The sequence below is a fragment of the Salipiger sp. PrR007 genome (genome assembly GCF_010499845.1).
GTDB classification, from domain to species: domain Bacteria; phylum Pseudomonadota; class Alphaproteobacteria; order Rhodobacterales; family Rhodobacteraceae; genus Salipiger; species Salipiger pacificus_A.
Genome location: NZ_JAAGOZ010000028.1, coordinates 1 through 25592, shown reverse-complemented (window position 1 = coordinate 25592; position 25592 = coordinate 1). Strand labels below are relative to the sequence as shown.

General features: G+C 65.6%; 25 protein-coding genes and 1 pseudogene. 12 read left to right on the top strand and 14 right to left on the bottom strand.

Going from position 1 to position 25592, the window contains the following annotated elements; genetic code table 11:
- Positions 1-31 precede the first annotated feature (31 nt).
- From cysQ to G0Q01_RS12845, 8 genes are all read left to right on the top strand, one after another.
- Entirely contained in the window at positions 32-829 is a 798-nt protein-coding gene (gene cysQ / locus G0Q01_RS12880; protein WP_108964535.1) for a 3'(2'),5'-bisphosphate nucleotidase CysQ, read from the top strand.
- 7 nt (positions 830-836) lie between these two features.
- The gene (locus G0Q01_RS12875) at positions 837-2096 is read left to right on the top strand and encodes a glycosyltransferase family 2 protein (RefSeq protein WP_164195044.1); all 1260 of its coding nucleotides are present in this window, start codon (positions 837-839) and stop codon (positions 2094-2096) included.
- A 91-nt stretch (positions 2097-2187) separates the two neighbouring features.
- On the top strand, positions 2188-3081 hold the full coding sequence (gene galU, locus G0Q01_RS12870) for a UTP--glucose-1-phosphate uridylyltransferase GalU (RefSeq protein ID WP_164195041.1): 894 nt from the start codon (positions 2188-2190) through the stop codon (positions 3079-3081).
- An 18-nt stretch (positions 3082-3099) separates the two neighbouring features.
- A complete protein-coding gene (gene galE, locus G0Q01_RS12865) occupies positions 3100-4083 on the top strand; it encodes a UDP-glucose 4-epimerase GalE (RefSeq protein WP_108964532.1) in 984 nt (327 codons plus the stop codon).
- A 79-nt stretch (positions 4084-4162) separates the two neighbouring features.
- A complete protein-coding gene (locus tag G0Q01_RS12860) occupies positions 4163-5281 on the top strand; it encodes a glycosyltransferase family 4 protein (protein WP_370526730.1) in 1119 nt (372 codons plus the stop codon).
- A 66-nt stretch (positions 5282-5347) separates the two neighbouring features.
- Positions 5348-6358: a glycosyltransferase family 2 protein gene (locus tag G0Q01_RS12855; RefSeq protein WP_164195037.1), complete on the top strand. Its 1011-nt coding sequence runs from the start codon at positions 5348-5350 to the stop codon at positions 6356-6358.
- A complete protein-coding gene (locus tag G0Q01_RS12850; protein WP_164195034.1) occupies positions 6355-8055 on the top strand; it encodes a beta-1,6-N-acetylglucosaminyltransferase in 1701 nt (566 codons plus the stop codon). The genes G0Q01_RS12855 and G0Q01_RS12850 overlap by 4 nt, the downstream gene beginning before the upstream one ends.
- A 6-nt stretch (positions 8056-8061) precedes the next feature.
- Complete coding sequence (locus tag G0Q01_RS12845) at positions 8062-9495, top strand: nodulation protein NodH (RefSeq protein WP_164195032.1); 1434 nt, start codon at positions 8062-8064, stop codon at positions 9493-9495.
- Between the two features lie 83 nt (positions 9496-9578).
- Here the strand turns inward: G0Q01_RS12845 and G0Q01_RS12840 are convergent, their stop codons facing one another.
- From G0Q01_RS12840 to G0Q01_RS12815, 6 genes are all read right to left on the bottom strand, one after another.
- Positions 9579-10043: a PTS sugar transporter subunit IIA gene (locus tag G0Q01_RS12840; RefSeq protein ID WP_164195030.1), complete on the bottom strand. Its 465-nt coding sequence runs from the start codon at positions 10041-10043 to the stop codon at positions 9579-9581.
- A gap of 54 nt (positions 10044-10097) precedes the next feature.
- Positions 10098-10664, bottom strand: coding sequence for a ribosome hibernation-promoting factor, HPF/YfiA family (gene hpf / locus G0Q01_RS12835; RefSeq protein WP_108964526.1), 567 nt, complete (start codon positions 10662-10664; stop codon positions 10098-10100).
- A 250-nt stretch (positions 10665-10914) separates the two neighbouring features.
- Entirely contained in the window at positions 10915-11673 is a 759-nt protein-coding gene (lptB, locus tag G0Q01_RS12830; RefSeq protein ID WP_108964525.1) for an LPS export ABC transporter ATP-binding protein, read from the bottom strand.
- The gene (locus G0Q01_RS12825; RefSeq protein ID WP_108964524.1) at positions 11673-12185 is read right to left on the bottom strand and encodes an LptA/OstA family protein; all 513 of its coding nucleotides are present in this window, start codon (positions 12183-12185) and stop codon (positions 11673-11675) included. The genes lptB and G0Q01_RS12825 overlap by 1 nt, the downstream gene beginning before the upstream one ends.
- A 7-nt stretch (positions 12186-12192) precedes the next feature.
- A complete protein-coding gene (lptC, locus tag G0Q01_RS12820) occupies positions 12193-12792 on the bottom strand; it encodes an LPS export ABC transporter periplasmic protein LptC (protein ID WP_108964523.1) in 600 nt (199 codons plus the stop codon).
- Positions 12793-12795: 3 nt separating this feature from the next.
- Positions 12796-13410: a ribonuclease D gene (locus G0Q01_RS12815; protein ID WP_108964522.1), complete on the bottom strand. Its 615-nt coding sequence runs from the start codon at positions 13408-13410 to the stop codon at positions 12796-12798.
- An 880-nt stretch (positions 13411-14290) separates the two neighbouring features.
- Here G0Q01_RS12815 and G0Q01_RS12810 point away from each other — a divergent pair.
- Positions 14291-14983 carry a sugar transferase gene (locus G0Q01_RS12810; protein ID WP_235940118.1) on the top strand — a complete coding sequence of 231 codons (693 nt, stop codon included), beginning with the start codon at positions 14291-14293 and terminating at the stop codon, positions 14981-14983.
- A gap of 79 nt (positions 14984-15062) precedes the next feature.
- Here the strand turns inward: G0Q01_RS12810 and G0Q01_RS12805 are convergent, their stop codons facing one another.
- Positions 15063-15713 (bottom strand): OmpA family protein, encoded by a 651-nt coding sequence (locus tag G0Q01_RS12805; protein WP_164195025.1) that lies wholly within the window; start codon positions 15711-15713, stop codon positions 15063-15065.
- A 124-nt stretch (positions 15714-15837) separates the two neighbouring features.
- Complete coding sequence (locus G0Q01_RS12800; protein WP_164195023.1) at positions 15838-16695, bottom strand: bifunctional helix-turn-helix domain-containing protein/methylated-DNA--[protein]-cysteine S-methyltransferase; 858 nt, start codon at positions 16693-16695, stop codon at positions 15838-15840.
- A gap of 153 nt (positions 16696-16848) precedes the next feature.
- Between G0Q01_RS12800 and nth the strand changes: the two genes are divergently transcribed.
- Together nth and G0Q01_RS12790 are read left to right on the top strand one after the other, a co-directional pair.
- Complete coding sequence (nth, locus tag G0Q01_RS12795) at positions 16849-17493, top strand: endonuclease III (RefSeq protein WP_108964518.1); 645 nt, start codon at positions 16849-16851, stop codon at positions 17491-17493.
- The gene (locus G0Q01_RS12790) at positions 17490-18479 is read left to right on the top strand and encodes an adenosine kinase (protein WP_164195021.1); all 990 of its coding nucleotides are present in this window, start codon (positions 17490-17492) and stop codon (positions 18477-18479) included. The genes nth and G0Q01_RS12790 overlap by 4 nt, the downstream gene beginning before the upstream one ends.
- Positions 18480-18563: 84 nt before the next feature.
- On the opposite strand, the gene polA is transcribed toward G0Q01_RS12790, so the two are convergent.
- Complete coding sequence (polA, locus tag G0Q01_RS12785; RefSeq protein WP_164195018.1) at positions 18564-21377, bottom strand: DNA polymerase I; 2814 nt, start codon at positions 21375-21377, stop codon at positions 18564-18566.
- Positions 21378-21530: 153 nt separating this feature from the next.
- Positions 21531-22505, bottom strand: coding sequence for an iron exporter MbfA (mbfA, locus tag G0Q01_RS12780; RefSeq protein WP_164195016.1), 975 nt, complete (start codon positions 22503-22505; stop codon positions 21531-21533).
- A 151-nt stretch (positions 22506-22656) separates the two neighbouring features.
- On the opposite strand from mbfA, the gene G0Q01_RS12775 reads away from it, so the two are divergent.
- The gene (locus tag G0Q01_RS12775) at positions 22657-23274 is read left to right on the top strand and encodes a TetR/AcrR family transcriptional regulator (protein WP_164195014.1); all 618 of its coding nucleotides are present in this window, start codon (positions 22657-22659) and stop codon (positions 23272-23274) included.
- Positions 23275-23281: 7 nt separating this feature from the next.
- Here the strand turns inward: G0Q01_RS12775 and G0Q01_RS12770 are convergent, their stop codons facing one another.
- The 4 genes and pseudogenes from G0Q01_RS12770 to G0Q01_RS12755 form a co-directional block, all read right to left on the bottom strand.
- Positions 23282-23989 (bottom strand): NYN domain-containing protein, encoded by a 708-nt coding sequence (locus G0Q01_RS12770; protein ID WP_108964513.1) that lies wholly within the window; start codon positions 23987-23989, stop codon positions 23282-23284.
- Between the two features lie 25 nt (positions 23990-24014).
- On the bottom strand, positions 24015-24518 hold the full coding sequence (locus G0Q01_RS12765; RefSeq protein ID WP_235940116.1) for a GNAT family N-acetyltransferase: 504 nt from the start codon (positions 24516-24518) through the stop codon (positions 24015-24017).
- On the bottom strand, positions 24518-25285 hold the full coding sequence (locus G0Q01_RS12760; protein WP_164195011.1) for a potassium channel family protein: 768 nt from the start codon (positions 25283-25285) through the stop codon (positions 24518-24520). The genes G0Q01_RS12765 and G0Q01_RS12760 overlap by 1 nt, the downstream gene beginning before the upstream one ends.
- 103 nt (positions 25286-25388) lie before the next feature.
- Positions 25389-25592 (bottom strand): annotated as a pseudogene (locus G0Q01_RS12755) (S-(hydroxymethyl)glutathione dehydrogenase); the annotation flags it as partial.

Genomic DNA, 25592 nt, shown 5'->3' with positions numbered 1-25592 from the left:
ATAAATCCGCGCTGCGGAAAGGAGTAGCTCTTTGAATTATGAAAATCTTGTTGCCGTGATCCGTCGTCTCGCGCTCGAAGCGGGGGACAAGATCATGGAAATTTACAACTCCGACGATTTTGAAGTGAAGTCCAAGTCCGACTCCAGCCCGGTGACCGAAGCCGATGAAGCCGCCGACGCGCTGATCTCGGCCGGCCTGCGTGAGGCGTTCCCCGACATGCCTCTGGTCACCGAGGAACAGGCCGACAGCCACGACGTGCAGGCGATGACCTTCCTCATTGTCGATCCGCTCGACGGCACCAAGGAATTTGTCAACCGCCGCGGCGATTTCACCGTGAACATCGCGCTGGTTCAGGACGGCGTGCCGACCTTCGGCGTGGTCTACGCCCCGGCCAAGGAGCGCATGTTCTACACCGACAGCGTCGGCAATTCGGTCGAGGAACTGGGCCCCTTCGACAAGGAGACCCCCGGCGAGACCAAGCCGATCAGGGTCTCGACCCCCGACAATTCGGCGCTGCTGGTCGTCGCCTCGAAATCCCACCGCGATCAGGCGACCGACGATTACATCAACAAGTACAGCACCGCCGACATGAAGAGCGCCGGCTCGTCGCTGAAATTCTGCCTCGTGGCCACCGGCGAGGCGGACATCTACCCGCGTCTCGGGCGGACAATGGAATGGGACACCGCCGCCGGCCAGGCCGTGCTGCAAGGCGCGGGCGGGCGCGTGGTGCGTTTCGACGATCACACCCCGCTGGCCTACGGCAAGCCCGGCTTCGCCAACCCGTTCTTCATCGCCTACTCGCCCGACGTCGCACTGAAAGAGGGCTGAGGCGGGCATGACCGCCCTGCCGGTCAGCGTGGTTGTCGTGAGCCGCGGACGCCCCGCGGCGCTCGATCTCTGCCTGACCGGCGTCTCGCAGCTCGACCACCCCGCCTTCGAGGTGGTGGTGGTCGCATGCCCCGCCGGGGCCGCTGTCGTCGCGGCCCGGGCCGACCGGCCGCACATCAAGCTCGTGCAGTTCGACGAGGGCAACATCTCAGCGGCCCGCAATCTCGGCATCACGCAGGCGGCGGGCGAGATCGTCGCCTTCCTCGATGACGACGCGGTGCCCGAGCCGCTCTGGCTGCATCACCTCTGCGCCCCCTTCACCGATCCGCGGGTCGCCGCCTGTGGCGGCTTCGTGCGCGGGCGCAACGGCATCTCTTTCCAGTGGCGCGCCCGTTCGGTGACGCGCGATCTGCGCGAGCGCGACCTTGGGCTGGACGCCCCCGGCCCGCACCTGCTCGAACTTCCGCCCGGCGAGACGGTGAAGCTGCAGGGCACCAACATGGCGCACCGGCGCGCGCCGCTCGCCGCGTTGGGGGGCTTCGATTCGGCCTTCCGCTTCTACCTCGATGAAACCGACCTCGACCTGCGCCACGCCGCGGCGGGCCATCTTGTCGCCGTCGCTCCGCTGGCCGAAGTGCATCACGGCTACGCCGCAAGCCCGCGCCGGGGCGCGGACCGCACGCCGCGCGACCTGACCGAGATCGGCGCCTCGATTCGCTGCTTTCTCGAGCGGCATTGCCCGCAAGCCGAACGCAGGGCCGCCTGGGCGCGACTCCGCGAAGCGCAGCGCGCGCGTCTGCTGCGGTGCATGCAGCGCGGCCCGCTCGGCGCGGACGACGTGGCGCGGCTGCTGCGGGGACTGGACCGTGGTTGGCAGGACGGCGCCCAGCGTCCCGCAGGCAGCGGAATGACGCCACTCTCTGCCCCGGTTGCGCCATTTCTGCCCTACCCCGGGCGTCACGCTGCAAAGCGCATTGCCCTCGCGGGCCGCGCAGCGCAGCGCCGGGCGCTGCGAATGCAGGCGAAACAATACGCCGAAGAGCAGCACATTGTCACAGTCTACCGTTTCTCGCGGACGGCGATTTTCCACCAACTGCGCTTCCATCCCGGCGGATTCTGGGAACAGGCCGGCGGGCTGTTCGGGCGCAGCGAAAGGACAGGAAAAATTCTTCGTTTCCAGAGTTTCGAATCCCGCACGAGCAAAGAAATCTCTCGCACCGAGAAAGTCCGTGGCTCAATCGGGTCTTTGCTCTTCCATAGACGCTAGATTTACTTTTACGCTATCGCAGCAATATGCTGTTGATTAATTGATTCACTCTCGGGCCCGAGGCCCAGAGAAAGTACCAGGAGCACCTCCCATGTCCCGCAAGGTTACCAAAGCAATTTTCCCCGTCGCCGGTCTCGGCACCCGTTTTCTTCCGGCAACCAAGTCGGTGCCCAAGGAAATTATGACCCTGGTCGACCGCCCGCTCGTTCAATACGCCATCGACGAGGCGCGCGCCGCCGGCATCAAGGAATTCATCTTCGTCACCTCGCGCGGCAAGGGCGCGCTCGAGGACTATTTCGACCACGCCCCGCAGCTCGAGCGCGAGCTTGAAGCCAAGGGCAAGGATAAGCTGCTGAAAATCCTGCAGGACACCAACATGGATTCGGGCGAGATCGCCTACATCCGCCAGCATAAGGCGCTCGGCCTCGGCCACGCGATCTGGTGCGCGCGCCGGCTGATCGGCGACGAGCCCTTCGCGGTGATGCTGCCCGATGACGTGATCGCCGCCGACAAACCCTGCCTGCAGCAGATGGTCGAGGCCTACGAGGAAGTGGGCGGCAACATGGTCGCCGCGATGGAAGTGCCCGCCGACAAGGCCTCGTCCTACGGCGTCCTCGACGTGCAGGAAGACATGGGCTCGCTGGTCTCGGTCAAAGGCATGGTCGAAAAGCCCGCGCCCGGCACGGCGCCGTCGAACCTGGCGGTGATCGGCCGCTACATCCTGTCGCCGCAGGTCCTGCAGAACCTCGAGGACAAGCAGGTCGGCGCCGGCGGCGAGATTCAGCTGACCGATGCCATCGCCAAGCAGATCGGCACCGACGAGGGCGTCTACGGCTTCCGCTTCAACGGCCAGCGCTTCGACTGCGGCTCCAAGGCCGGCTTCCTGCAGGCCACCGTCTCCTTCGGCCTCAGCCGCGACGAACTGCGCGACGATCTCGAAGGCTACCTGCACGAGGTCATGTCCGCGCGAAAAGCCGCGCAATAAGGCACGCCTGAGCATTCCATGACAAACGTTCTGGTTACCGGCGGCGCGGGCTACATCGGCTCGCACGCCTGCAAGGCACTCAAGGCGGCGGGCTACACGCCCGTTGCTTACGACAATCTTGTCACCGGCTGGCAGCAGGCGGTGAAATTCGGCCCCTTCGAAAAGGGCAGCCTTTCGGATCGCACGCGGCTCGACGAGGTCTTTGCAAAGTACCAGCCGGTCGCGGTGATGCATTTCGCCGCGCTCAGCCAGGTCGGCGAGGCGATGTCCCAGCCCGGCCTCTACTGGCGCAACAACGTCGAGGGCTCGCTGACGCTGATCGAGGCCGCCTGCGCCGCTGGCTGCAAGAGTTTCGTCTTCTCCTCGACCTGCGCCACCTACGGCGAGCATGACAACGTGGTGCTCGACGAAGAGACGCCGCAGATCCCGCTCAACGCCTATGGCGCCTCGAAGCGCGCGGTGGAAAATATCCTGCGCGACTTCGCCGCTTCTGACGGGCTGAACCACGTGATCTTTCGCTACTTCAACGTCGCGGGCGCCGATCCCGAGGGCGAGGTGGGCGAGCACCACCGTCCCGAAACGCACCTGATTCCGGTCATGCTCGAGGCCATCGACGGAAAGCGCCCGGCGCTGACCATCCACGGCACGGACTACGACACGCCCGACGGCACCTGTATCCGCGACTACGTGCATGTGATGGACCTCGTCGACGCGCATGTGCTGGGCCTGAAATGGCTTGAACAGGGCAAGCCGTCCTCGGTCTTCAACCTCGGCACGGGCAAGGGCTTCTCGGTGCGCGAAGTGATTGACGCGTCGCGCGCGGTGACCAACCGCGAGGTGCCGCACTCCGAAGGGCCGCGCCGCGCGGGGGATGCGACCAAGCTGGTCTCGGGCTCGACGCGGGCGCTGGCCGAGCTCGGCTGGGAGCCGTCGCGCTCGACCATGCCGCAGATGATCGCCGATGCTTGGAACTGGCATCTCAATGGGCACTACGATCACTGAGACCAACCCCCCCGCCCGGCTGCTCGACCTGACCCGACTGGTCAGCCGCGCGGGCCGGGTTAGGACCGGGGTGGACCGTGTGGAATACGCCTACCTGGGCCGGCTCCTGCAGGAGCCGGTTCCGCTTTTTGGCCTGGTGAGAACCTCGCTGGGCTACCTGCTGCTCGACGGTGCGGGGTGCCGCGCGCTGAAGCGGCGGCTGGATGCGGGGGACTGGCCTGAACCAGACGTGCTGGGCCGACTTGCCCGGCGCAGAGACCCTCGCCGCGCCGGGGCTGAGACCGCGCTCCGAGCCAGCGCCCTTGCGCGCGCCATTCCCGCAACGCTGGGACGCATGCTCCGGCGCCACCTGCCCGCGGGAGCGGTCTATCTCAATACCGGGCACTCCAACTTCTCGGAACAGGTCGTCGCGGCGCTGCACCGCGTCGAGGACAGCCGCATCGCGGTGCTGCTGCACGACACCATTCCGCTCGACTGGCCGCAGTTCCAGCGCGCGGGCAGCGCCCAGCGCTTCGCCAGTTTCCTGCAACGTGTCGCTGAAAATGCCGATTTGGTGATCTGCAATTCCGAGGTGACCCGCGCCGACATGACCCGGCACCTTGGCCCACCCCTTCTGCCCAAGACTGTCGTCGCGCATCTGGGCGTCCAGCCGCACGCCATCGGCATTCCGCCCGAGGGGCCATGGGCCAATGCGCCCTACTTCGTCGTCCTCGGCACCATCGAGCCGCGCAAGAACCACGCTCTGCTTCTGGATATCTGGCGCGAGTTGACCCCGCCCGCGCATCTACTCATCTGCGGCGCACGCGGCTGGAACAATACCGAGGTCTTCGCCGCCCTCGACGCCGGCATCGCGAATGTGCACGAGCTCCCGGGCCTCAACGACGCCGAGATCGCAGGTCTGCTCGCCCGGAGCGCCGGGCTGCTGTTCCCCAGCCATGCCGAAGGCTACGGCCTGCCCCCGGTCGAAGCCGCCGCGCTCGGCGTGCCCGTGCTCGCTGCGCCACTTCCGGTCCTGCGCGAAGTACTTGGCGATATACCCATTTACGCAGACGAATCGGACCGATATCTTTGGGCCGCAAGAATAAGGCAAATGGCCAAGGGGTATCGGGCGCAACCGGACGAGGCGGATGCCACGCAGGCAGGGTATCTCCCGCCGACGTGGGACTCCCATTTCAAAGCCGTGTTAACCCTGATCTGATAGCCGGTGCCCGAGCCGATGCCGGGGGGCCGGCTCCGGGGCCCTGCCCCGAACGAGGGAAGTGTTGTGGGTGCATGGCAGTCATACAGGCTTCGGCTGCAGCGCAAGCGGTGGCTGATCCGGGCGTTGCGCAAGCGGCGCGAGCTGCGCTGCGTCTCCGACCGCACCGACCGCATCCGTCCTTCTGACCTTATTGTCTTCTGCACTGCCCGGAACGAGGGTGTGCGCCTCCCGTGGTTCCTCGAGTACTATCGCGACATGGGCGTGAACCATTTCGTCATGGTCGACAACGACAGCACCGATGGCTCGCTCGACTATCTCGCCCGGCAAGAGGACGTGTCGGTCTGGCACACGCGGGCCAGCTACAAGCGCGCGCGCTTCGGCATGGACTGGATCAATTGGCTGCTGCGCACCTATGGTGACGGGCACTGGGTGCTGGTGGTCGATCCCGACGAGCTCTTCCTCTACCCGTTCTGTGACACCCGCCCGCTGCGTGCCCTGACCGACTGGCTCGACGCCTCGTCGATCAAGAGCTTCTCGGCCATGCTGCTCGACATGTATCCCAAGGGGCGGCTCGACGCGCAGCCCTACACCGCTGGGCAGGATCCGCTGGAGATCGCGTCGTGGTTCGACTCGGGCAACTACTCGGTGAAGCGCAACAAGCGCTTCGGAAACCTCTGGATCCAGGGCGGGCCGAGGGCGCGGGTGTTCTTTCCGGACCAGCCCGAGCGCGCCCCGGCGCTGAACAAGGTGCCGCTTGTGAAATGGGACCGGCGCTACACCTACGTCAGCTCTACACACATGCTGCTGCCGCGCGGATTGAACCTCGTCTATGACGAATGGGGAGGAGAGAAGGCCTCGGGCCTGCTGCTGCACACCAAGTTCCTCGACACGTTCAATGCCAAGGCCGAGGAAGAGCTGAGCCGCAAACAGCACTACGCGGGCTCGACCGAGTACATCGCCTACGCGGACGGCATCCGCGACAACCCGGATCTCTGGTGCAAGTGGTCCGAGAAGTACATCAACTGGCGCCAGCTCGAGATCCTCGGCCTCATGTCCAAGGGCAACTGGGCATGAGCGTCGGGATCGTCATGCTGGTGCACACCGCCTTCGACCGCGCCGAGCAGGTGGCGCGGCACTGGGCGAAGGCGGGCTGCCCCGTGGTGATCCATGTCGACGAGAAGGTGGCAAGGAAAACCTATTCCGCCTTCACCACGGCGCTGTCGGACCTGCCGCAGACACTGTTCTCGCGCCGCCATCGCTGCGACTGGGGCACCTGGGGGCTTGTCGCCGCCAGCCAGGACGCCGCCGAGCTGATGCTCGAGCGCTTCGAGGGCGTGCGCCATGTCTATCTAACCTCGGGTTCCTGCCTGCCGCTTCGCCCGGTGGAGGAGCTGATCGACTACCTCGACGCGCGCCCGCAGACCGATTTCATCGAAAGCGCCACCACCGCCGATGTGCCCTGGACCGTGGGCGGGCTCGACCATGAGCGCTTCACCCTCTTCTTCCCCTTCTCCTGGCGCCGGAACCGCTATCTCTTCGACCGGCTGGTAGAGGTGCAGCGTGTGCTCCGCGTGAGCCGCCGTATCCCCAGGGGCGTGGTGCCGCACATGGGCAGCCAATGGTGGTGTCTGACCCGGCACACACTGTCGGCGATCCTCTCCTCGCCGGAGCGACGCCGGCACGAGCGCTATTTCCGCCGCGTCTGGATCCCAGACGAGAGCTACTTCCAGTCCCTCGCCCGCCTGCATTCGCGCAATATCGAAAGCCGGTCGCTGACGCTGTCGAAGTTCGACTTCCAGGGCAAGCCGCACACCTTCTACGACGACCACTTGCAGCTCCTGCGCCGCTCCGACTGTTTCGTTGCGCGCAAGATCTGGCCGTATGCGAGGCGTCTCTATGACGCCTTCCTCAACCACCCCGAAAGCCTCGCCAACCGGCAAGAGCCGAAGCCCGGCAAGATCGACCGCGTCTTTGCCAAGGCGGTGGACCGGCGGACCCGGGGCCGCGCCGGGCTTTACATGCAGTCGCGCTTCCCCAACTTCGGTTGGGAAAACGGGATGACCGCCGGGCCGTATTCGGTCTTCCAGGGGTTTTCCGAGCTCTTCGAGGAATTCGAGCCTTGGCTCGCCCGCGCAACCGGTGCGCAGGTGCATGGCCACCTCTTCGCCCCCGAGCGGGCGGGGTTCGCCGAAGGGCAGCGCGTTCTGAGCGGCGCGCTTTCGGACAGCGCCGCGCTGCGCGACTGGAACCACCGGGCCTTCCTGACCAACCTCATCTGGAACACCCGTGGCACCCGCCAGTGCTTCCAGTTCGGCCCACACGATGCTCCCGAGATCATGTGGGACCTCGCACGCGATCCCAATGCGCAGATCAGCGTCATCTCGGGCGCCTGGGCCGTGCCGCTGTTCCGCGCGGGCGGGGATTTCTCCACCCTCCGCGCCGAGGCGGCCGCGCTGCAGAGGGCCGAGCACCTGCTGCTCGACGAGCTGCGCTCGCCCGAGGCCAAGGCGCGCATCCGCATCTGGACAATGGCCGAGTTCATCGAGGCGCCGATGGAGCCGCTGCAGCTGATCCTCGATGAGATCGGCCAGAAGGAACCGCGCCGGCTTGCCGAAGCACCGGTGCTGCGGGACCTCGACGGCTTCGGGCGCTTCCTGCAAAACCTCAAGAACCAAGGGATGCACCCCTACCTCATGGGCGACTTCCCGGTCGAGCCGGCCCCACGCCCCACCGCCGCACCCACCCGCAAGCCCTACCTCGTGAAGAACTGAGTTTTCATGTCCGATCGTTTCGACAGTTTCGTCGTCTTTGCCGAGATGCGCACCGGCTCGAATTTCCTCGAGGCCAACCTCAACGCGCTGGACGGCGTCACCTGCCACGGCGAGGCCTTCAATCCGCATTTCATCGGCTATCCCAACGCGAGCGATATCCTCGGGATCAGCCAGCCCGAGCGCGAAGCCGATCCGGTCCGTCTCCTGCAAGCGATCCGGCAGGAGACGCCCGGGATGGGCGGCTTCCGTTTCTTCCACGACCATGACCCTCGGGTGTTGCAGCCTTTGCTGGACGACGAGCGCGTCGCCAAGATCGTGCTGACCCGCAACCCGGTGGAAAGCTACGTCAGCTGGAAGATCGCCCAGACCACCGGCCAGTGGAAGCTGACCAACGTCAGCAAGCGCAAGGACGCGCAGGCCACCTTCGACGGCGCGGAGTTCGAAACGCATCTGGCGCGTCTGCAGGACTTCCAGCTCCGGCTGATGACCGCGCTGCAGGTGAGCGGGCAGACGGCCTTTTACGTGGGCTACGAGGACCTGCAGAGCCTCGAGGTGATGAACGGGCTGGCCAAATGGCTCGGCACACCGTCGCGGCTCGAGTCGCTTGACGGCAAGCTCAAGCGGCAGAACCCCGAGCCGGTAATCGAGAAAGTCGCCAATGCTGGCGAGATGGAGCGCGCGTTGACCCGGCTCGACCGGTTTAACCTGTCCCGCACCCCCAATTTCGAGCCGAGGCGCGGGCCAGTGGTGCCGGGCTATGTCGCCGCTGCCGAGACGCCGCTGCTCTACATGCCGATCCACTCCGGCCCGACCGGCACCGTGCGCCGCTGGCTCTGCGCCCTCGACTTGGTCGAGGACGAGGCCCTCACCGGCGACTTCAGCCAAAAGTCCCTGCGCCAATGGAAACGCGCGCGGCCCGGGCACCGCAGCTTCACGGTGATCCGCCATCCCCTTGCCCGCGCCCATGAGGCCTTCTGCAGCCGTATCCTGTCGACCGGTCCCGGCAGCTTCGGGCGCATCCGCAAGACCCTGCGCCGCGCCCATGGCCTGCCCCTGCCCGAGGGTGCGCCCGGTGCCGGCTACAGCCTCGCCCAGCACCGCGACGCCTTTGCCGCCTTCCTGGTCTTCCTCAAGGCCAACCTCGCCGGGCAGACCGCGGTGCGGGTCGACGGCCATTGGGCCTCGCAGGCGCAATGCCTGCAGGGAATGGCCGAATTCACCCTGCCCGACATGATCGTCCGCGAGGAGGAGATGGCCATCTACCTGCCGGCTCTTGCGATGCAGGTTGGCCACGCCGCGCCCCCTGAACCGGAGGCCGAGCCGCAGCAGGATGCCGCACCCTACGCGCTGGCGGACATCTACGACGCCTCTCTGGAATCGCTCGCCCGCGAGGCCTACCAGCGCGATTACCTGATGTTCGGCTTTGGCGATCTGGGTTGAACCGGTCTCCCCCGAGCCGGACACGGAAAAGACAAGGAGCGGACCTCTCGGCCCGCTCCTCTGGAATGTCCTGTCTGTCCAGCTCAGGCCGCCTGCGACGAGCGGTCCTCGGTCAGCACAGCGTAGAGCGTCGACGGATCGGGGTTCGCCCGCAGCTTGGTGCAGAGCGCCGCGTCGCGCAGCGAACGCGACACCAGCGCCAGCGCCTTCAGGTGCTCCACGCCGGCATCTTCCGGCGCGAAAAGGGCAAAGACGATGTCCACCGGTTGCCGGTCCACCGCCTCGAATTCGACGGGTTTCTCCAACAGGATGAACACGCCGTGCACCCGGTCGATACCGGTGATACGGGCATGCGGCAGCGCCACGCCGTGGCCCACACCAGTGGGTCCGAGGCTTTCGCGCTCCATCAGAGCCTCCACGGCCGAGGCCGCGTGAATGCCATAGGCGGATTCGGCCAGCTCAGCGATGTCATGCATCAGCCGCTTCTTGCTGCTTGCCGCCCCGACGACCTTCACGGCCTGCGGTTTCAGGAGTTCAAGAAAGGTCATTGACCGCCCTTTACTGTCTGCTCGAAGGCGCCGATCCACCGACTGCCCCATCCCTTACGGATCGATCCAGCCGATATTGCCGTCTTCACGCCGATAAACGACGTTCACGCCATCCTTCTTATCATTGCGGAAGACCAGGACGGGAGCTCCGGCCAGTTCCATCTGCATAACGGCTTCGCCGACGGTCAGAGAGGGAATCTTGGTTTCCATCTCAGCCACGATGATCGGCTGCAGCGTGTCGGGCTCGTCGTAGTCCTGAGAGTCCTCTTCGCGGGCGAGGATATACGAGGCCGCGTTGTGGAGTTCAACGGGCTCCGCGCGATCCTTGTGATGGTCCTTCAGCCGCCGCTTGTAGCGCCGCAGCTGCTTGTCGATCTTTTCGCCGCAGCCGTCGAAGGCTGAGTAGATCTCGGTCGCCTTGTCCTTGGCCGAGGTGGTCAGCCCTGTAGAGAGGTGAACCGTGACCTCGCAGACATATTCATGCGCACTCTTGGAAAAGGTGATAGTCGCATCGGTCGGACGCCCGGAGTACTTGCCAAATACCGTGCCAAGCTCTTGTTTGACATGGGTTTGAAGTGCGTCGCCGATATCGATCTGCTTTCCTGTGATCTGATAGCGCATCTTTGTTCCTTCTCTCTTTGGATCCGTTCGCATCCAGCCCTAGGGCTGCCTCAGATGTGGTGCGGATCAGGGGTGACGCAAGCCCGCTGCAGAATGGATCCGGGAGTCCCTCTCCTCAGGGGACGCGAGTTCCGGAGCTGCAGAATAACGGTGCGTCATACACTCATTTGAGGTCAGCAGCCCCCGATTTGTCAATGATCTGTCGCGAACGGGTGAGCCCATCATAGGCGGATTCGCTCGGAGAATCGCGTCAGCTGATGCGGAAATTCTCACCTAGGTAAACGCGGCGCACGTTTTCGTTTTGCACCACCTCGGCCGGCGTGCCCGACATGAGCACATGCCCGTCGTGCAGGATATAGGCCCGGTCGACGATCTCGAGCGTCTCGCGAACGTTATGGTCGGTGATCAGCACGCCAATGCCGCGCTTCTTCAGATCGGCCACGAGATGCCGGATGTCGCCGACGCTGATCGGGTCGACACCGGCGAAGGGTTCGTCGAGCAGCAGGTACTTGGGGTTGGCTGCGAGGCAGCGGGCAATCTCGACCCGGCGCCGCTCGCCGCCCGACAGCGCCAGCGACGGCGCGCGGCGCAGATGCTCGATCGAGAAACTGCCGAGCAACTCCTCGAGCCGCTCGCGGCGGCGGTGGCGATCGCTCTCGGCGATATCGAGCACCGCGGCGATGTTGTCCTCGACCGAGAGGCCGCGGAAGATCGACTTCTCCTGCGGCAGGTAGCCAATGCCGAGCCGCGCGCGGCGGTACATCGGCAGGTAGGTCACGTCGCGCCCGTCGATGGTGACCTGACCGCCCTCGGGGTTCACAAGGCCGGCGATGGAATAAAAGGTCGTGGTCTTGCCGGAGCCGTTTGGCCCGAGCAGCGCGACGACCTCGCCGCGGTCGAGCTTGAGCGAAACGTCGCGGATGACCGTGCGCTTGCGGTAGCTCTTGCGCAGGTGATCGATCCGCAGGCCGTGGCTGCCTTCGGTGACGGTGAGCGTCGGACGCGCCATCAGTTCTGTCCCTGCCCGCTGCCGTCCTGATTGATCACCGTCTTCACCCGCCCGGCCATCTGCGCCGTGCCGTTTGTCAGGTTCACCACCATGCGCTCGGAAGTCAGCGCGTTGCCCCCCTGTGTCAGCAGGACATTGCCGGACATCACCACGGTGCCGCCATCGATGTCGTAATCGGCACGTTCGGCCTCGGCGGCTTCCTCGCCGCTGACCAGCGTGACGCCGCCGCTGGCCTCCATGCGCTGGATCCGACCCTGGCCGCCGTCCTGCCCTTCGGCATAGACCACCAGCACCCGCGGCGCGGCGAGGCGCATCTCGCCCTGCCCGATGACAACATTGCCAGTATAGAGCGCGGTCCCGTCGGTCTGGTTGACCTCGAGCTGATCGGCGGTGACCTCGACCGGCGCGCTGGTGTCCTGCGTCATGCCGCCAAAGGCCACCTGCGTGCCCTGGGCAGCGGCAAGCCCGCTCCAGGCGAAGAGGGCAATCATCAGGGCGACACTGCGGACCATCGGGATCTCACTTCTTTTTCGGATCGTATATCAGCTTCACGCCATCGGTGAAAAGCAGTTGCACGTCATCGGTTTCGCCGGAAGAGGTGATTTTGAGCCGACCCGCAGTGAAACGGCCGGCCGGCCCTTCTCCGCTGACCGGAGCCAGCGTCTCCGCCTCGATCCGGTCGAGCGCGGTGCGCATCTTCTCGGTGACCATCTCGTAGCCCGCGGAACTGGTGATGCGGACGCTCTTCTGCAGCAGTGCGCCCTTCTCCTCCTCGCGGATCGTGGCGAGGTCGGCGTCGAGCGTCAGATGGCTGCCGTCGGTCATGTCCATGGTGGCGGAAAAGCCATCCGCCTCCAGTTCGCCCTCGCGTTTGCCCGTTGGGCGGAGGCGCTGTGCGGTCATGGTGATGGCATCGCCGCGCGCCGTGGTCCCGGCGTATTGCGGCGCCATCACCACTTCCGAATCCGGCACGCTGCCCTCGGCGAAGGGCAGATCCTGCGAAGTCTGCGAGCCGCGCGACAGCAGGAACAGCGTCGAAAGCGACGCCAACGCCACCAGCGGAAGGAGCAGCTTCAGCCAGGCGATCAGCCGTGAGTATGTGTCCCCGCGCTGCACCATCGGTCAGACATGGGCAAAGATGTCAGTGTCCGGCCAGCCGGCGAGGTCGAGCTTCGCTCGGGTCGGCAGGAACTCGAAACAGGCCTGGGCGATCTCGCGGCGCCCCTCGCGCTCCAGCATCGCGTCCAGAACCGCGCGCAGGCGGTGCAGGTGCAGCACGTCCGAGGCGGCATAGTCGAGTTGCGCGGGCTTGAGCTCGGCGGCACCCCAGTCGCTCGACTGCTGCTGCTTCGAGATGTCGACGCCGAGCAATTCGTGCGTGAGGTTCTTCAGCCCGTGGCGGTCTGTATAGGTGCGCACCAGCCGGCTGGCGATCTTGGTGCAATAGACCGGTGCGGCCAGAGCGCCGAAGGCATGGTACATGGCGGCGATGTCGAAGCGGCCGAAGTGGAAGAGCTTCAGCACCTGTGGATCCTCGAGCAGGCGGCAGAGGTTCGGCGCCTCGGTCTGTCCACGGGCGATCTGCACGAGATGGGCCTCGCCGTCGCCGCCAGAGAGCTGCACCACGCAGAGCCGGTCCCGTTGCGGGTTGAGCCCCATGGTCTCGCAGTCGATGGCCACGGCCGGACCAAGATCAAGCCCGTCCGGCAGATCCCCCTGATAAAGATGGTTCGCCATGACGGCCCTTTCGCTTGCAACTCACCCGCACGCCCGCACATAGGCCCGAGCCCGGCGCCATGCAACTGCGCGTGGCAAGGCAGGACCGCCATACTCCCCGTCCGCATCCATCAAATTATGACATCAATTGCGCTTTCTGAGGCAGATTTTCGGCGAACCCGCGGTGTGATTCGGACCTAAACCTCTCGTAAAGCATACGCTTGTAACATTTCGTGAGCGACTCCACTCACCCCCTGCGTGTCGCCCAGATCCACCCAGTCCACAGGCCGCTCAATAGCTCACCCCGTGTGACACTGCGGAACACGGCGTGACACGCCATGCGGAACTGTTTCGGCTTTAGAACCGCGCCGCGACGGGACAGCGGCCGGAACTTGCGAAGTTGTTGCAACAGTCCGTCTTGAAGACGCAGATTGTCCAGTGCCTGTGCGCACACCGGCATATGCGGGAGCGAAAACTGTTTCCGACTGCAGGATGATAAACCGGTCACTACGCCGCCGCTCCAGGCTCGCCCAGCGCGTCTTGCGGGCGTCTCCCGCCTTGCCCGGCGCAGCCCTCCCCATCCGCGCCCGGACCCTACCCATTCGTCCCCGAGTTGCACTCCAAAGGTTGCGTTGACGCGTACGGCAGGCGGATGCATAACCGGTCCTGTCGGTCGAACGCCTTATTTCGGCCACATGTCGGCACTGGGGGTTGGTGCTTCCACTTTTGGGAGTGTTTGCGAGTTTGCTGAAGGTCTTTCGGAACTAACACTCGGACATGATCGGGAACCTGCGTCTCGTATTGCCGCCTGGCAATGCGCCGGGTCCGTGCATGCCGAGCCTCTGCCGGAGAGCCCCACCGCCTTGCAGCGCTTCCGTCGATGACCCTCGAGGAGGTCGAATTGACGACGCATGTTTCTTTGCCGCGCAGTGCGGTGCTCGAACTCGAGACACTGATCGACGAAACGCTGTCGGGCGCGCCGCGTCACATCGCCTACCGCTCCCTGTTCAAGCGCCTGCTCGACGTGACCCTCGTTCTGCTGCTCGCGCTTCCTGCGCTCCTCGTTGTGCTGATCTGCGCCGCCCTCATCGCGCGGGACGGTCACTCACCGATTTACCTGCAGAAGCGCGTGGGGCGGAATGGCAGCGTCTTCCACATGTGGAAACTGCGCTCGATGGTCCCCGATGCCGACCGGCTTCTCGAAGCGCATCTGCGCTCCCACCCACAGGCGCGCATGGAATGGGAGTTCGCCCAGAAGCTGCGCAACGACCCCCGGATCACCCCGATCGGGCGGATCATCCGCAAGAGCTCGATCGATGAGCTGCCGCAGCTGTGGAACGTGCTGCGCGGTGACATGTCGCTTGTCGGTCCGCGTCCGATGATGGTCGAGCAACGGGCGATCTACCCCGGCACTGCCTATTACGCGCTGCGCCCCGGCATCACCGGCTTCTGGCAGACGTCTGTGCGCAACGAGGCCAGCTTCACCGAACGTGCCCGTTTCGACACCGACTACCTGCGCGACGTGTCGCTGGTCACCGACCTCAAGCTGCTGCTGCGGACGGCGAAGGTGGTCTGGGTCGGCACCGGCTGCTGACCCTCTGCCCGATGACAGCAAAAAAGGGCGCTCCGGTCTCCCGGAGCACCCTTCTCGATTGCACGCTGTGCTGCGCGGATCAGCCGTTCGGCAGGATGACGATCTCGACGCGGCGGTTCTGCTGCTTGCCTTCCGGCGTCAGGTTCGACGCGATCGGCTGGTCTTCACCGCGACCGATAGCCTGCACGCGGTACGACGGAACACCCTGCTGCATCAGCAGTGCGGCCACCGAAGACGCACGGCGCTGCGACAGCGACTGGTTGTAGGCGGCTGCGCCGTCGCTGTCAGTGTGGCCGATCACCTGCACGGTGGTGTTCGGGTACTCGAGCAGGCTCCGGCCGACGGTGGCGATATCGCCCTGCAGGTCGGGGCGCAGCGAGGCGCTGTCGGTGGCGAACAGGATGTCCTGCGGCATGGTCACGATCAGGCGGTCACCGGTGTTGGTGATGCCGACGTTGTTGCCCAGCTGCTGGCGCAGAGCCGCTTCCTGCTTGTCGAGATTGTTGCCAATGAGGCCGCCGGCGATGGCGCCCGCAGCCGCACCGGCCAGAGCGTTCTTCACCGCGTCGTCGTTGTTGCCGCCAATGGCGCGGCCGGCGACGGCGCCGCCGAGCGCGCCGATCATCACGCCGTTCTTCGCCTGGCGGTTGGGGTCGTTGACGTCAGTACAGGCGGTCAGCGCCATGGCTGCTGCAAGCGTCAGGAAAACTGTGGTCTTTGCCCGGAACATGTAATGCCTCGTGTCATTTGCCCAAACTGGGTGTGCCCCAGTTATAGTGCGCCGCGCCGTTTCGCCAATGGCCGTCCACGCACAATGTTGGCAAGTCTCCGCCCATGGCTGCAACATCTCCTGCTCAGAGCGCGCGCTCTTCCGCCTCGAGCCGCGCCGACTCCCAGGCGAGTATCGCCCGCTTGACCGGCAGGCCCCAATGATAGCCCCCCAGCCCACCCGACTTGCGCAGCGCCCGGTGGCAGGGGATCAGCCACGAGACCGGGTTGCGCCCCACTGCCGTGCCCACGGCACGCACCGCGCGCGGGCTGCCGATGGCCTCGGCGATCTCCGAATAGCTGGTGACATGGCCCGAGGGGATGCGCATCAGCGCCTCCCAGACCTTGATCTGGAAGGGCGCGCCGATGAGATAGATCGGGACCTCGCCCTGCTGCTGCACCCCGAAGGCAGCTAGCACCCAAGGTCGCAAGAACATCGGGTCCTCGATGAACTCGGCTTTGGGCCAGCGGGCGAGCAGGTCGCGGAAGGTTTCTTCCTCTCCTGCCTCGGCGGCAAACCCCATGCCGCAGATGCCCTTCTCGGTGCCCATGGCCAGCGCCGGGCCGAACGGGCTCTCGAACCAGCCCCAGAAGATCGTCAGCCCTTGCCCTCCCCGGGCGAACTCGCCGGGGCTCATCGCCTCCCAGCGCAGGAAGAGGTCATGCAGCCGCCCGCCGCCCGAGAGCCCCGCCGCATGCGCGGTCTCCAGCGTCGAAAAGCGTTCCGACAGCAGCGCCTTTGCATGGCCGAGCGCGAGATACTGTTGGAACCGCTTGGGCGAGACTCCCGCCCACCGCGAAAAGAGGCGCTGGAAATGCGCCGGGCTCATGTCCATCTCGTCGGCCAGCCGCTCGAGCGTCATTTGCGGGCCGCCCGCGTCGATCAATTCGATCGCCCGGCGCATGACGTGGAAGTGGTAGCCCTGCTGTGCAAGCTCGCCCATCGCGGCCTCCTATGCTCTCACCTCTGGAATAGCGGGAAACGGGCGTATCGCGCGACCCGAATGTTGCGCAAGCGGCGCGGGCACCGCAGGCGTATTTGTCAAAGAGAAGACGCCGGACTTGCGGCACGGAGCCCGTCGTTGCATAGCTCAAACATGGCCAAGCAGCTCGATTATCACACGATCCGCGAGATCTTCACCCGCTTTCACGCCTCCGAACCGGAGCCGAAGGGGGAGCTCGATCACGTCAACGCCTACACGCTGGTTGTGGCGGTGGCGCTCTCTGCGCAAGCGACGGACGCTGGTGTGAACCGTGCCACGCACGCGCTGTTCAAGATCGCCGACACGCCCGAGAAGATGCTCGCCTTGGGCGAAGAGGCCCTGACCCAGCACATCAAGACCATCGGGCTTTACCGCAACAAGGCCAAGAACGTCATGAAGCTGTCGAAGATCCTCGTCGAGGACTACGGCGGCGAGGTGCCCTGCTCGCGCGCCGCGCTGGAGAGCCTGCCGGGCGTCGGGCGCAAGACCGCCAACGTCGTGCTCAACATGTGGTGGCACTACCCGGCGCAGGCGGTGGACACGCATATCTTCCGCTTCGGCAATCGCTCGGGCGTCTGTCCGGGCAAGGACGTGGTCGCTGTCGAGCGCGCCATCGAAGACAATATCCCCGTGGATTTCCAGCAGCATGCGCATCACTGGATGATTCTGCACGGGCGCTACACCTGCGTCGCTCGCAAGCCCAAATGCGGGGCCTGCCTGATCCGCGACCTCTGCCAGTTCGAGGAAAAGACCCTATGAAGAAGTACCAGGTTGTCGGAATCGGCAACGCCATCGTCGATGTGCTGACGCGGGCCGATGACTCGTTTCTCGAGCACATGGGCATCACCAAGGGCATCATGCAGCTGATCGAGCGCGAGCGCGCCGAACTGCTTTACGGCGCCATGGACGGGCGCGTGCAGGCCCCCGGCGGCTCGGTCGCGAACACGCTCGCAGGCCTCGGCAATCTCGGGCTGCGCACCGCCTTCATCGGCCGCGTGCATGACGATGCTCTGGGGCGCTTCTACGCCGAGGCGATGGAGAAGGACGGCACCGCCTTCGTCAACCCGCCGGTGCCCGGCGGCGAGCTGCCGACCTCGCGCTCGATGATCTTCGTGTCCCCGGACGGCGAGCGGTCGATGAACACCTACCTCGGCATCTCGGCCGAGCTGGGGCCGGAAGATGTGGATGAGGCGGTCGCCGCCGAAGCCGAGATCGTCTTCCTCGAGGGCTATCTTTTCGACAAGGACAAGGGCAAGGAGGCCTTCATCCGCCTCGCCCGCGCCTGCCGCGCGGCGGGGGGCAAGGCCGGCATCGCCATCTCGGATCCGTTCTGCGTCGAACGCCACCGCGAGGACTTCCTGCAGCTCATCGAGCACGAGATGGACTACGTGATCGGCAACGAGGCCGAGATCCGCTCGCTCTATCAGGACAACTCGCTGGAGGCAGACCTGCAACGAGTCGCGGCGATCTGCCCGCTGGTGATCTGCACCCGCTCTGGCGACGGGGTGACCATCGTCAAGGATGGCGTGCGCACCGATGTGCCCGTGACCAAGATCGTTCCTGTCGACGCAACCGGCGCGGGTGATCAGTTCGCCGCGGGCTTCCTCTATGGCCTCGCGACGGGCACCGACATGCTGACCGCGGGCCGCATGGGCACCGTGGCCGCGACCGAGGTGATCACCCACATGGGACCGCGCCCCGAGGCCAGCCTGCCCGAGCTGTTCAAACAGGCCGGGCTGCTCTGAGCCCCCTGCCCCAGAAGCTGCCGCTGAAACCAGAAACGGCGTCCCCGCGGGGACGCCGTTTTTCTTTGCCGCGATGACCGGGGCTCAGTGCGCCTCGGCCCAGTTCTTGCCCTGCCCGGCGTCCACCACCAAGGGCACGTCGAGCTTCACCACCGGCTCGGCGGCACCTTCCATGACCTCGCGCGCGGTGGCGATCAGCTTGTCGACCCCCTCCTCGGCAACCTCGAAGATCAGTTCGTCGTGGACCTGCAGCAGCATCTTGGCGGGCTGGCCCTCGATCGCTGCAGGCATGCGGATCATCGCCCGCCGGATGATATCCGCCGCCGTGCCCTGGATCGGCGCGTTGATCGCCGCGCGGCGGGCAAACCCGGCATGCGGTCCCTTGGCGTTGATCTCGGGCGTGTGGATCACCCGGCCGAAGAGCGTCTCGACCCGGTCGTGTTCCTTGGCGAAGGCGATGGTGTCGTCCATGTAGGTCTTGATGCCCGGGAACCGCTCGAAATAGCGATCGATGAAGGCCTGCGCTTCGCCACGCGGGATCCGCAGGTTGCGGGCAAGACCAAAGCCCGAGATGCCGTAGATGACGCCGAAGTTGATTGCCTTGGCGCGGCGGCGCACCTCAGAGGTCATCTCCTCCATCGGCACGCCGAACATCTCGGACGCAGTCATGGCGTGGATGTCCTGCCCGTCGCGAAACGCCTGCTTCAGCGCGTCGATATCGGCCATATGTGCGAGGATGCGCAGCTCGATCTGGCTGTAGTCGAGCGAGACGATGACCTTGCCCTCGGGCGCGACGAACGCCTCGCGGATGCGCCGCCCCTCTTCCGAGCGGACCGGGATGTTCTGCAGGTTCGGCTCGGTCGAGGCGAGACGGCCAGTATTGGCCCCGGCGATGGAATAGGAGGTGTGCACACGACCGGTCTCGGGGTTGATGTGCTCCTGCAGCGCGTCGGTATAGGTCGACTTCAGCTTCTGCAGCTGGCGGTAGTCCAGCACGCGGGCGGCGAAGTCATGCTCGGTCGCCAGATCCTCCAGCACCTCGGCGGGTGTCGACCAGGCGCCGGTCTTGGTCTTCTTGCCGCCCTCGAGCCCCATCTCGGCAAAGAGGATCTCGCCCACCTGCGCCGGGGAGTTGACGTTGAACGAATGCCCCGCCAGCTCGTGCAGCTCGGCCTCCAGCCCTGCCATCTTCTGGGCAAAGGCGGTGGACATGCGCGATAGCGTGTTCCGATCCACCTGCACGCCGGCAAGCTCCATCTCGGCCAGCACCGGCACCAGCGGGCGCTCGGTGCCCTCGTAGACGCGGGTGACACGGGACTGGTGCAGCCTCGGCTTCAGCAGCTTCCACAGGCGCAGGGTGATGTCGGCGTCTTCGGCGGCGTATTTCACCGCGTCCTCGATCGGCACCCGGTCGAAGGTGATCATCTTCTTGCCCGAGCCGAGCAGGTCCTTGATCGGGATCGGCACGTGGCCGAGGTAGCGCTCGGACAGTGCATCCATGCCGTGATTGTGCAGCCCGGCGTTCAGCGCATAGGAGATCAGCATGGTGTCGTCGATTGGCGCGACGCCGATGCCGTAGCGCGACAGCACCTTGGCATCGTATTTCATGTTCTGGCCGATCTTCATCACCGCCGGGTCTTCCAGCAGCGGCTTGAGCAGGTCGAGCGCCTCGTTCATCGGCATCTGCCCCTCGGCGAGATCGTCCGAACCGAAGAGATCCGCCTCGCCCCCCGCCGCGCGGTGCGCCAGCGGGATATAGCAGGCCTGCCCCGGCTCGATGGCCAGCGAGATACCGACCAGCTCGCAGGTCATCTCGTTGAGGCCCGTGGTCTCGGTGTCCACCGCCACCCAGCCGCGCTGGCGCGCCTGCGCGATCCACGGCGCGAGGTCGGCGGCGCTTTTGACCCAAGTATAGTTGGCGGGGTCGATGGGCGGCATCTCGGGCGCATCCGCGGCTGCGGGCGCATTGGCCGCCGGGGCCTTGGCCTCGGTGATCACCGGCGCCTCGGCCCCGAGGGTGTTTGCGATGCGCTTGGTGAGGGTCGAGAATTCCATTGCGGCGAGGAAGGCGAGCAGCTTCTCGGGATCGGGATCCTGTACCTCGAGATCGTCCAGCGTGAAATCGAGCGGCGTGTCGCAGTCGAGTTGTACCAGCTTCTTCGACAGCTCGATCTGCGCGCGGTTCTCGACCAGCGTCTGGCGGCGCTTGGGCTGCTTGATCTCCTCGGCGCGATCGAGAAGCTCCTCGAGCGATCCGTATTCGTTGATTAGCAGCGCGGCGGTCTTGATGCCGATGCCCGGCGCGCCCGGCACGTTGTCGACAGAGTCCCCGGCCAGCGCCTGCACGTCGACCACCCGCTCCGGCCCAACGCCGAACTTCTCGATCACGCCGTCGCGGTCGATGCGGCGGTTTTTCATCGCATCCAGCATTTCGACGCCGTCGCCGACCAGCTGCATGAGGTCCTTGTCCGAGGAGATGATCGTCACGCGCCCGCCCGCCTCGCGCGCCTGGCACGACAGCGTGGCGATGATGTCATCGGCCTCGTAGCCCTCGAGTTCCTTGCAGGCGATGTTGAAGGCGATCGTGGCCTCGCGGGTTAGCGGGATCTGCGGGCGCAGGTCCTCGGGCATCGCCTCGCGATTGGCCTTGTACTGGTCGTAGAGGTCGTTGCGGAAGGTATGGCTGCCCTTGTCGAAGATCACCGCCACATGGGTCGGCGCATCGGGGCCGGAGCTGTCCTCCACGTATTTCTGCAGCATGTTGCAAAAGCCCGAGACAGCGCCGATGGGCAGCCCGTCGGATTTGCGCGTGAGCGGCGGCAGCGCGTGGTAGGCCCGGAAGATGAAGGCCGAACCGTCGATCAGATGCAGGTGGCAGCCTTTGCCGAACTGGGTCATGGTGGCGTCTCCTTGGCCTCGCGCTTTTGCAAGGGTTTGCCACGGGCGGGCGCGGGGTGCCAGAGGGGATCACCAGACGGGCCCACGAGCGCCCCCGCCACGACCGCAAACCGGGCAGAAGAGGGCGCCACCCGAGCCGGGCAGACGCTGGGCTCAACCGCTGCCGATCAGCACACCCGCGGCCAACACCAGCGCGCCGCCGAGGACCACCTGCAGCGCGGCGCGCAGGAAGGGCGTCTCCATGTAGCGCTTCTGGATCCAGGCGATGGCCCAAAGCTCGAAGAAGACGACGATCCAGGCGATGATCGTCGCGGTCCAGAAATGCGGGATGAGATAGGGAAGCGCGTGGCCGAGGCCTCCCACCGCGGTCATCACCCCCGAGGCCAAACCGCGCTTCAGCGGCGAACCGCGGCCCGAAAGCTCGCCGTCGTCCGAGGCGGCCTCAGTGAACCCCATGGAGATGCCGGCGCCAACCGAGGCGGCGAGGCCGACGAGGAATGTGGTCCAGGTGTCCTGCGTGGCGAAGGCGGTGGCGAAGATCGGCGCGAGGGTGGAGACCGAGCCATCCATCAGCCCCGCGAGCCCCGGCTGCACCCAGGTGAGCACGAACTGCCGGTGCGCCATGCGATCCTCGCTGTCGCGCGCCGCGCCGTCGAGATGTTTCTCGATCAATTCTCCGGCGCGCTCCTCGTGACCGGCCTCGGCGGCAGCGAGATCGCCCAGCAGCTTGCGCGTGGCGGCGTCGCTGCTGCGCTTGGCGGCCTCGTGGTAGAAGCGCTCGGCCTCGCGCTCCATCGCCTCGGCCTCATCGCGGATGCGCTCGAGCGGCAGGTTCTGCACCAGCCAGACCGGTCGGCGCGCGTAGAAGCCGGCCACGTGCTCGCGCCGGATCAGCGGGATCACCTCGCCAAAGCGCATCCGGTGCAGGTTGATCAGCGCGCGGCGGTGGCCGTCCTCCTCTTCGGCCATGCCGTCGAAGATCGCCGCGGAGTCGGGGTATTCGGCGCGCAGCCGCTCGCCATAGGAGCGGTAGATCCGCGCGTCGTCCTCCTCCGAGGAAATCGCCAAGGCAAGCACCTCCTGTTCGCTCAGATCGCGGAAATGACGGCGCTGGGTGAAGAATCGCATGGGAAGCTCCGGCCTGTAATCACTTTAGAATGATTCCAATCTAAAGCGGTTTACGCCATGCGCAAGCGGCAGAATCTTCTTGGCCCGCGGCATGTTGCTTGCCTGAACTGAACTGCCCGGTTTAAACTCATCCGGACAAAGGAGCTGCCTGATGGAGACCGAGACCGCTGGTGTGCGCCGCGGGCGCAAGTTCGAGCAGGTGCTGGAAGGTGCGCGCAGCATCTTCCTGCGCGACGGGTTCGAAGGGGCCAATGTGGATGACATCGCCCGCGCGGCGGGGGTCTCCAAGGCAACGCTTTACAGCTATTTCCCCGACAAGCGGCTGCTCTTCATGGAGATGGCCAGCCGGCAATGCGCGCTGCAGGCCGACGAGGCGATGCTGAAGATCGACCCCAGCCGCCCGCCCGCCGAGGTGCTGCCGCTGGTGGCGCGCAGCTTCCTGAAGTTCGTGCTCTCGGAGATGGGCCAGCGCATCTTTCGAATCTGCATCGCCGAGGCGGACCGCTTTCCCGACCTCGGGCGGCAGTTCTACCAGAGCGGGCCGATGACCATGCGCGGCAAGCTGGTCAGCTACCTTGCCACCGCGCGCGACCGCGGCGAGGTCGCCATCGACGACCTCGAACTCGCCGCCGACCAGTTCACCGAGCTCTGCAAGGCCAGCCTCTGGACCCGCTGCGTCTTCGGCGTGGCCAAGGCGCCCTGCGAGGCCGAGATCGCCCGCACCGTCGATGGCGCAGTCGCGACCTTCCTCGCGCGCTACGGCGCTTGAGTGCCGGTCAGTCGAGCCGCCGCACCAGCATCTGGTTGCCCGGCCCACGCTTGGTCTCGAAGACCTTGAGCTCGTCCACCAGATCCGAGAGCTTGCGCTTGCCGTAGCTGCGGGTGTCGAAATCGGGGTTGGCCGCGGTGATGAACTGGCCAAGCTGGCCGAGCGTGTACCAGTCGTCTTCCTGCTCGATCGCATCCATGGCGGTGAAGAAGAGATTGCGCGCATCCTCGAGGCTGCCGCTCTTCTGCGGCTTGATGCCCGCCGCCTTTTCCGGGGCGCTGTCGAGGTTCTCGAGAAAGATGAACCGCTTGCAGGCCTTGCGGAAGGCGTCTGGCGTTTTCTGCATGCCCATGCCGAAGACGTCGAGCCCCTGCTCGCGGATGCGGCTGGCGAGGCGGGTGAAATCGCTGTCCGAGCTGACCAGCACGAAGCCGTCGAAGCGGCCCGAGTGCATCAGGTCCATGGCATCGATCACCAGAGCGATGTCACTGGCGTTCTTGCCCACGGTATTGGCCGGCTGGTGATGCGGCACCAGGCCGAACTCGGCGGCGATCTTCGACCAGCCCGCCATTTGCTGACTGGAAAAATCGCCGTAGCAGCGGCGCACGCTGGCCTCGCCGAGGCTGGCCAGTTCGTCGAAGATTGCCTTGGCATATTTGGGGGACGTGTTGTCCGCGTCGATCAGGACCGCAAGCAGGCGGGTGTCGTCTCGCATGGGATACTCCTCAGCGGGCTCAGCTTCAGCTGCCCGCAAGTGTCTTGTAAAGGACCAGCGCGTCAACGTCGCCCTGTGTCGGGTGATGGAAGGCGCCGGGAAGGCGACCGACGATCTCGAAGCCGGCGCGCAGCCAGGTGTCGATCGCGCGGGTGTTGGTCGAAACCACAAAGTTGAATTGCATGGCGCGGAACCCGAGGCTCGGTGCGATCTCCAGCGAATGCGCCAGCATCCGCCGCGCCACGCCGCGCCCGCGGGCCTCGGCCGCAGTGATATAGCCGCAGTTGCAGACGTGCGAGCCCCCGCCCTTCTGGTTGCGGACGATGTAATAGGTGCCGAGCAGGCGCGCGCCGTCACTCATGACGAAGACGCGGCGTTCCGGGCCCGTCCAATAGGCGATCGCCGCCTCGCGCGAGATGTCGGCGTCGATGGCGTAGGTGTCGCCGGCGCGGAACACCGGCTCCAGCATCTGCCAGACCGCCTCGGCGTCGGCGGGGGCATAGGCGCGCAGCTCCAGCGTCTCGCTCATCAACTCTGTCCCTCGGTCTCGATGCGGATGATTTCGCCGCAGTGTTTGCAATGTATGGCGTCGGCGTCATGCAGGCGAAGCCCGCAGGTGTCGCAGGTCTTCTTCACCTTGATCGGCCGGAACAGCACCTGAGCAAGGCGCAGGAAAAGGGTCACGCCGCAGATCATCACCAGCACCGAGATGATACGCCCCCAGGACCCGTCGAGCGTGATGTCGCCATAGCCGGTGGTGGTGAGCGTGGTGACAGTGAAATAGAGCGCGTCCGCGTAGTTGTCGATGTCCGGGTTGGTCCGGTACTGCGTGGCGTAGACAAGCCCTGTCATCACGAAGAGGAAGACCATCAGGTTCACCACCGCGATGAGCACATCCTCGTTCTGGCGGAAGAACCGGAAGTCTTCGCGCAGGCGCTTGCTGAGCTGGTAGGTGTGCAAGAGCCGCAGCGTCCGCAGCACCCGCAGGAAGCCCAGCCCCTCGCCCGCGAGCGGCGCAAGAAAGGAGATCATCGAGACCAGGTCGGCCACGGTGGTCGGACTGAGCAGGAAGCCGGTTTTCTTGGGCGCGATCCAGAGCCGGGCGAGGAAATCCGCGAGGATCACCAAGCCGAAGGCGACGTCGATGATCTCAACCACGCGGCCATGCGAGGTGAAGGAGGTGGCGATGACGAAGAGAACGGTGAATATGTCGAAGCCGAGCAGCGCGTAGCGGAAGCGATGCGCCTCATCGCCGTCGCCCTCGTAGAGTTCCCTCAGCTTGTCGCGCAGGCCCATGTCCGCCGTCCCCTTCCGGTTCCTCGAAGCTATAGGGTGGCGCGGGACTCCCGGCAAGCCAAGCGCCCGCCGAGAGAAATTTCGTGCCGGTTGCCCGGATGGATCAGAACTCCACCACCGCGCGGATCGACTTGCCCTCGTGCATAAGATCGAAGCCGTGGTTGATCTCGTCGAGGGTCAGCTTGTGGGTGATCATCGGGTCGATCTCGATCTTGCCGTCCATGTACCAGTCGACGAACTTCGGCACGTCGGTGCGGCCCTTGGCGCCGCCGAAGGCGGTGCCCTTCCACACCCGGCCCGTCACCAG

What these genes read in the sequence shown, in the direction of transcription:
- nth (WP_108964518.1), top strand. Translation starts at nt 16,849, where the DNA reads ATGGCCAAGCAGCTCGATTATCACACGATCCGCGAGATCTTCACCCGC.
- G0Q01_RS12840 (WP_164195030.1), bottom strand. Translation starts at nt 10,043, where the DNA reads ATGACCTTTCTTGAACTCCTGAAACCGCAGGCCGTGAAGGTCGTCGGG.
- G0Q01_RS12760 (WP_164195011.1), bottom strand. Translation starts at nt 25,285, where the DNA reads ATGGGCCTGCGCGACAAGCTGAGGGAACTCTACGAGGGCGACGGCGAT.
- galE (WP_108964532.1), top strand. Translation starts at nt 3,100, where the DNA reads ATGACAAACGTTCTGGTTACCGGCGGCGCGGGCTACATCGGCTCGCAC.
- G0Q01_RS12775 (WP_164195014.1), top strand. Translation starts at nt 22,657, where the DNA reads ATGGAGACCGAGACCGCTGGTGTGCGCCGCGGGCGCAAGTTCGAGCAG.
- G0Q01_RS12850 (WP_164195034.1), top strand. Translation starts at nt 6,355, where the DNA reads ATGAGCGTCGGGATCGTCATGCTGGTGCACACCGCCTTCGACCGCGCC.
- galU (WP_164195041.1), top strand. Translation starts at nt 2,188, where the DNA reads ATGTCCCGCAAGGTTACCAAAGCAATTTTCCCCGTCGCCGGTCTCGGC.
- G0Q01_RS12825 (WP_108964524.1), bottom strand. Translation starts at nt 12,185, where the DNA reads ATGGTCCGCAGTGTCGCCCTGATGATTGCCCTCTTCGCCTGGAGCGGG.
- G0Q01_RS12765 (WP_235940116.1), bottom strand. Translation starts at nt 24,518, where the DNA reads ATGAGCGAGACGCTGGAGCTGCGCGCCTATGCCCCCGCCGACGCCGAG.
- G0Q01_RS12805 (WP_164195025.1), bottom strand. Translation starts at nt 15,713, where the DNA reads ATGTTCCGGGCAAAGACCACAGTTTTCCTGACGCTTGCAGCAGCCATG.
- mbfA (WP_164195016.1), bottom strand. Translation starts at nt 22,505, where the DNA reads ATGCGATTCTTCACCCAGCGCCGTCATTTCCGCGATCTGAGCGAACAG.
- G0Q01_RS12845 (WP_164195032.1), top strand. Translation starts at nt 8,062, where the DNA reads ATGTCCGATCGTTTCGACAGTTTCGTCGTCTTTGCCGAGATGCGCACC.
- lptB (WP_108964525.1), bottom strand. Translation starts at nt 11,673, where the DNA reads ATGGCGCGTCCGACGCTCACCGTCACCGAAGGCAGCCACGGCCTGCGG.
- G0Q01_RS12815 (WP_108964522.1), bottom strand. Translation starts at nt 13,410, where the DNA reads ATGGCGAACCATCTTTATCAGGGGGATCTGCCGGACGGGCTTGATCTT.
- G0Q01_RS12790 (WP_164195021.1), top strand. Translation starts at nt 17,490, where the DNA reads ATGAAGAAGTACCAGGTTGTCGGAATCGGCAACGCCATCGTCGATGTG.
- G0Q01_RS12770 (WP_108964513.1), bottom strand. Translation starts at nt 23,989, where the DNA reads ATGCGAGACGACACCCGCCTGCTTGCGGTCCTGATCGACGCGGACAAC.
- polA (WP_164195018.1), bottom strand. Translation starts at nt 21,377, where the DNA reads ATGACCCAGTTCGGCAAAGGCTGCCACCTGCATCTGATCGACGGTTCG.
- hpf (WP_108964526.1), bottom strand. Translation starts at nt 10,664, where the DNA reads ATGCGCTATCAGATCACAGGAAAGCAGATCGATATCGGCGACGCACTT.
- lptC (WP_108964523.1), bottom strand. Translation starts at nt 12,792, where the DNA reads ATGGTGCAGCGCGGGGACACATACTCACGGCTGATCGCCTGGCTGAAG.
- G0Q01_RS12875 (WP_164195044.1), top strand. Translation starts at nt 837, where the DNA reads ATGACCGCCCTGCCGGTCAGCGTGGTTGTCGTGAGCCGCGGACGCCCC.
- G0Q01_RS12800 (WP_164195023.1), bottom strand. Translation starts at nt 16,695, where the DNA reads ATGGGCGAGCTTGCACAGCAGGGCTACCACTTCCACGTCATGCGCCGG.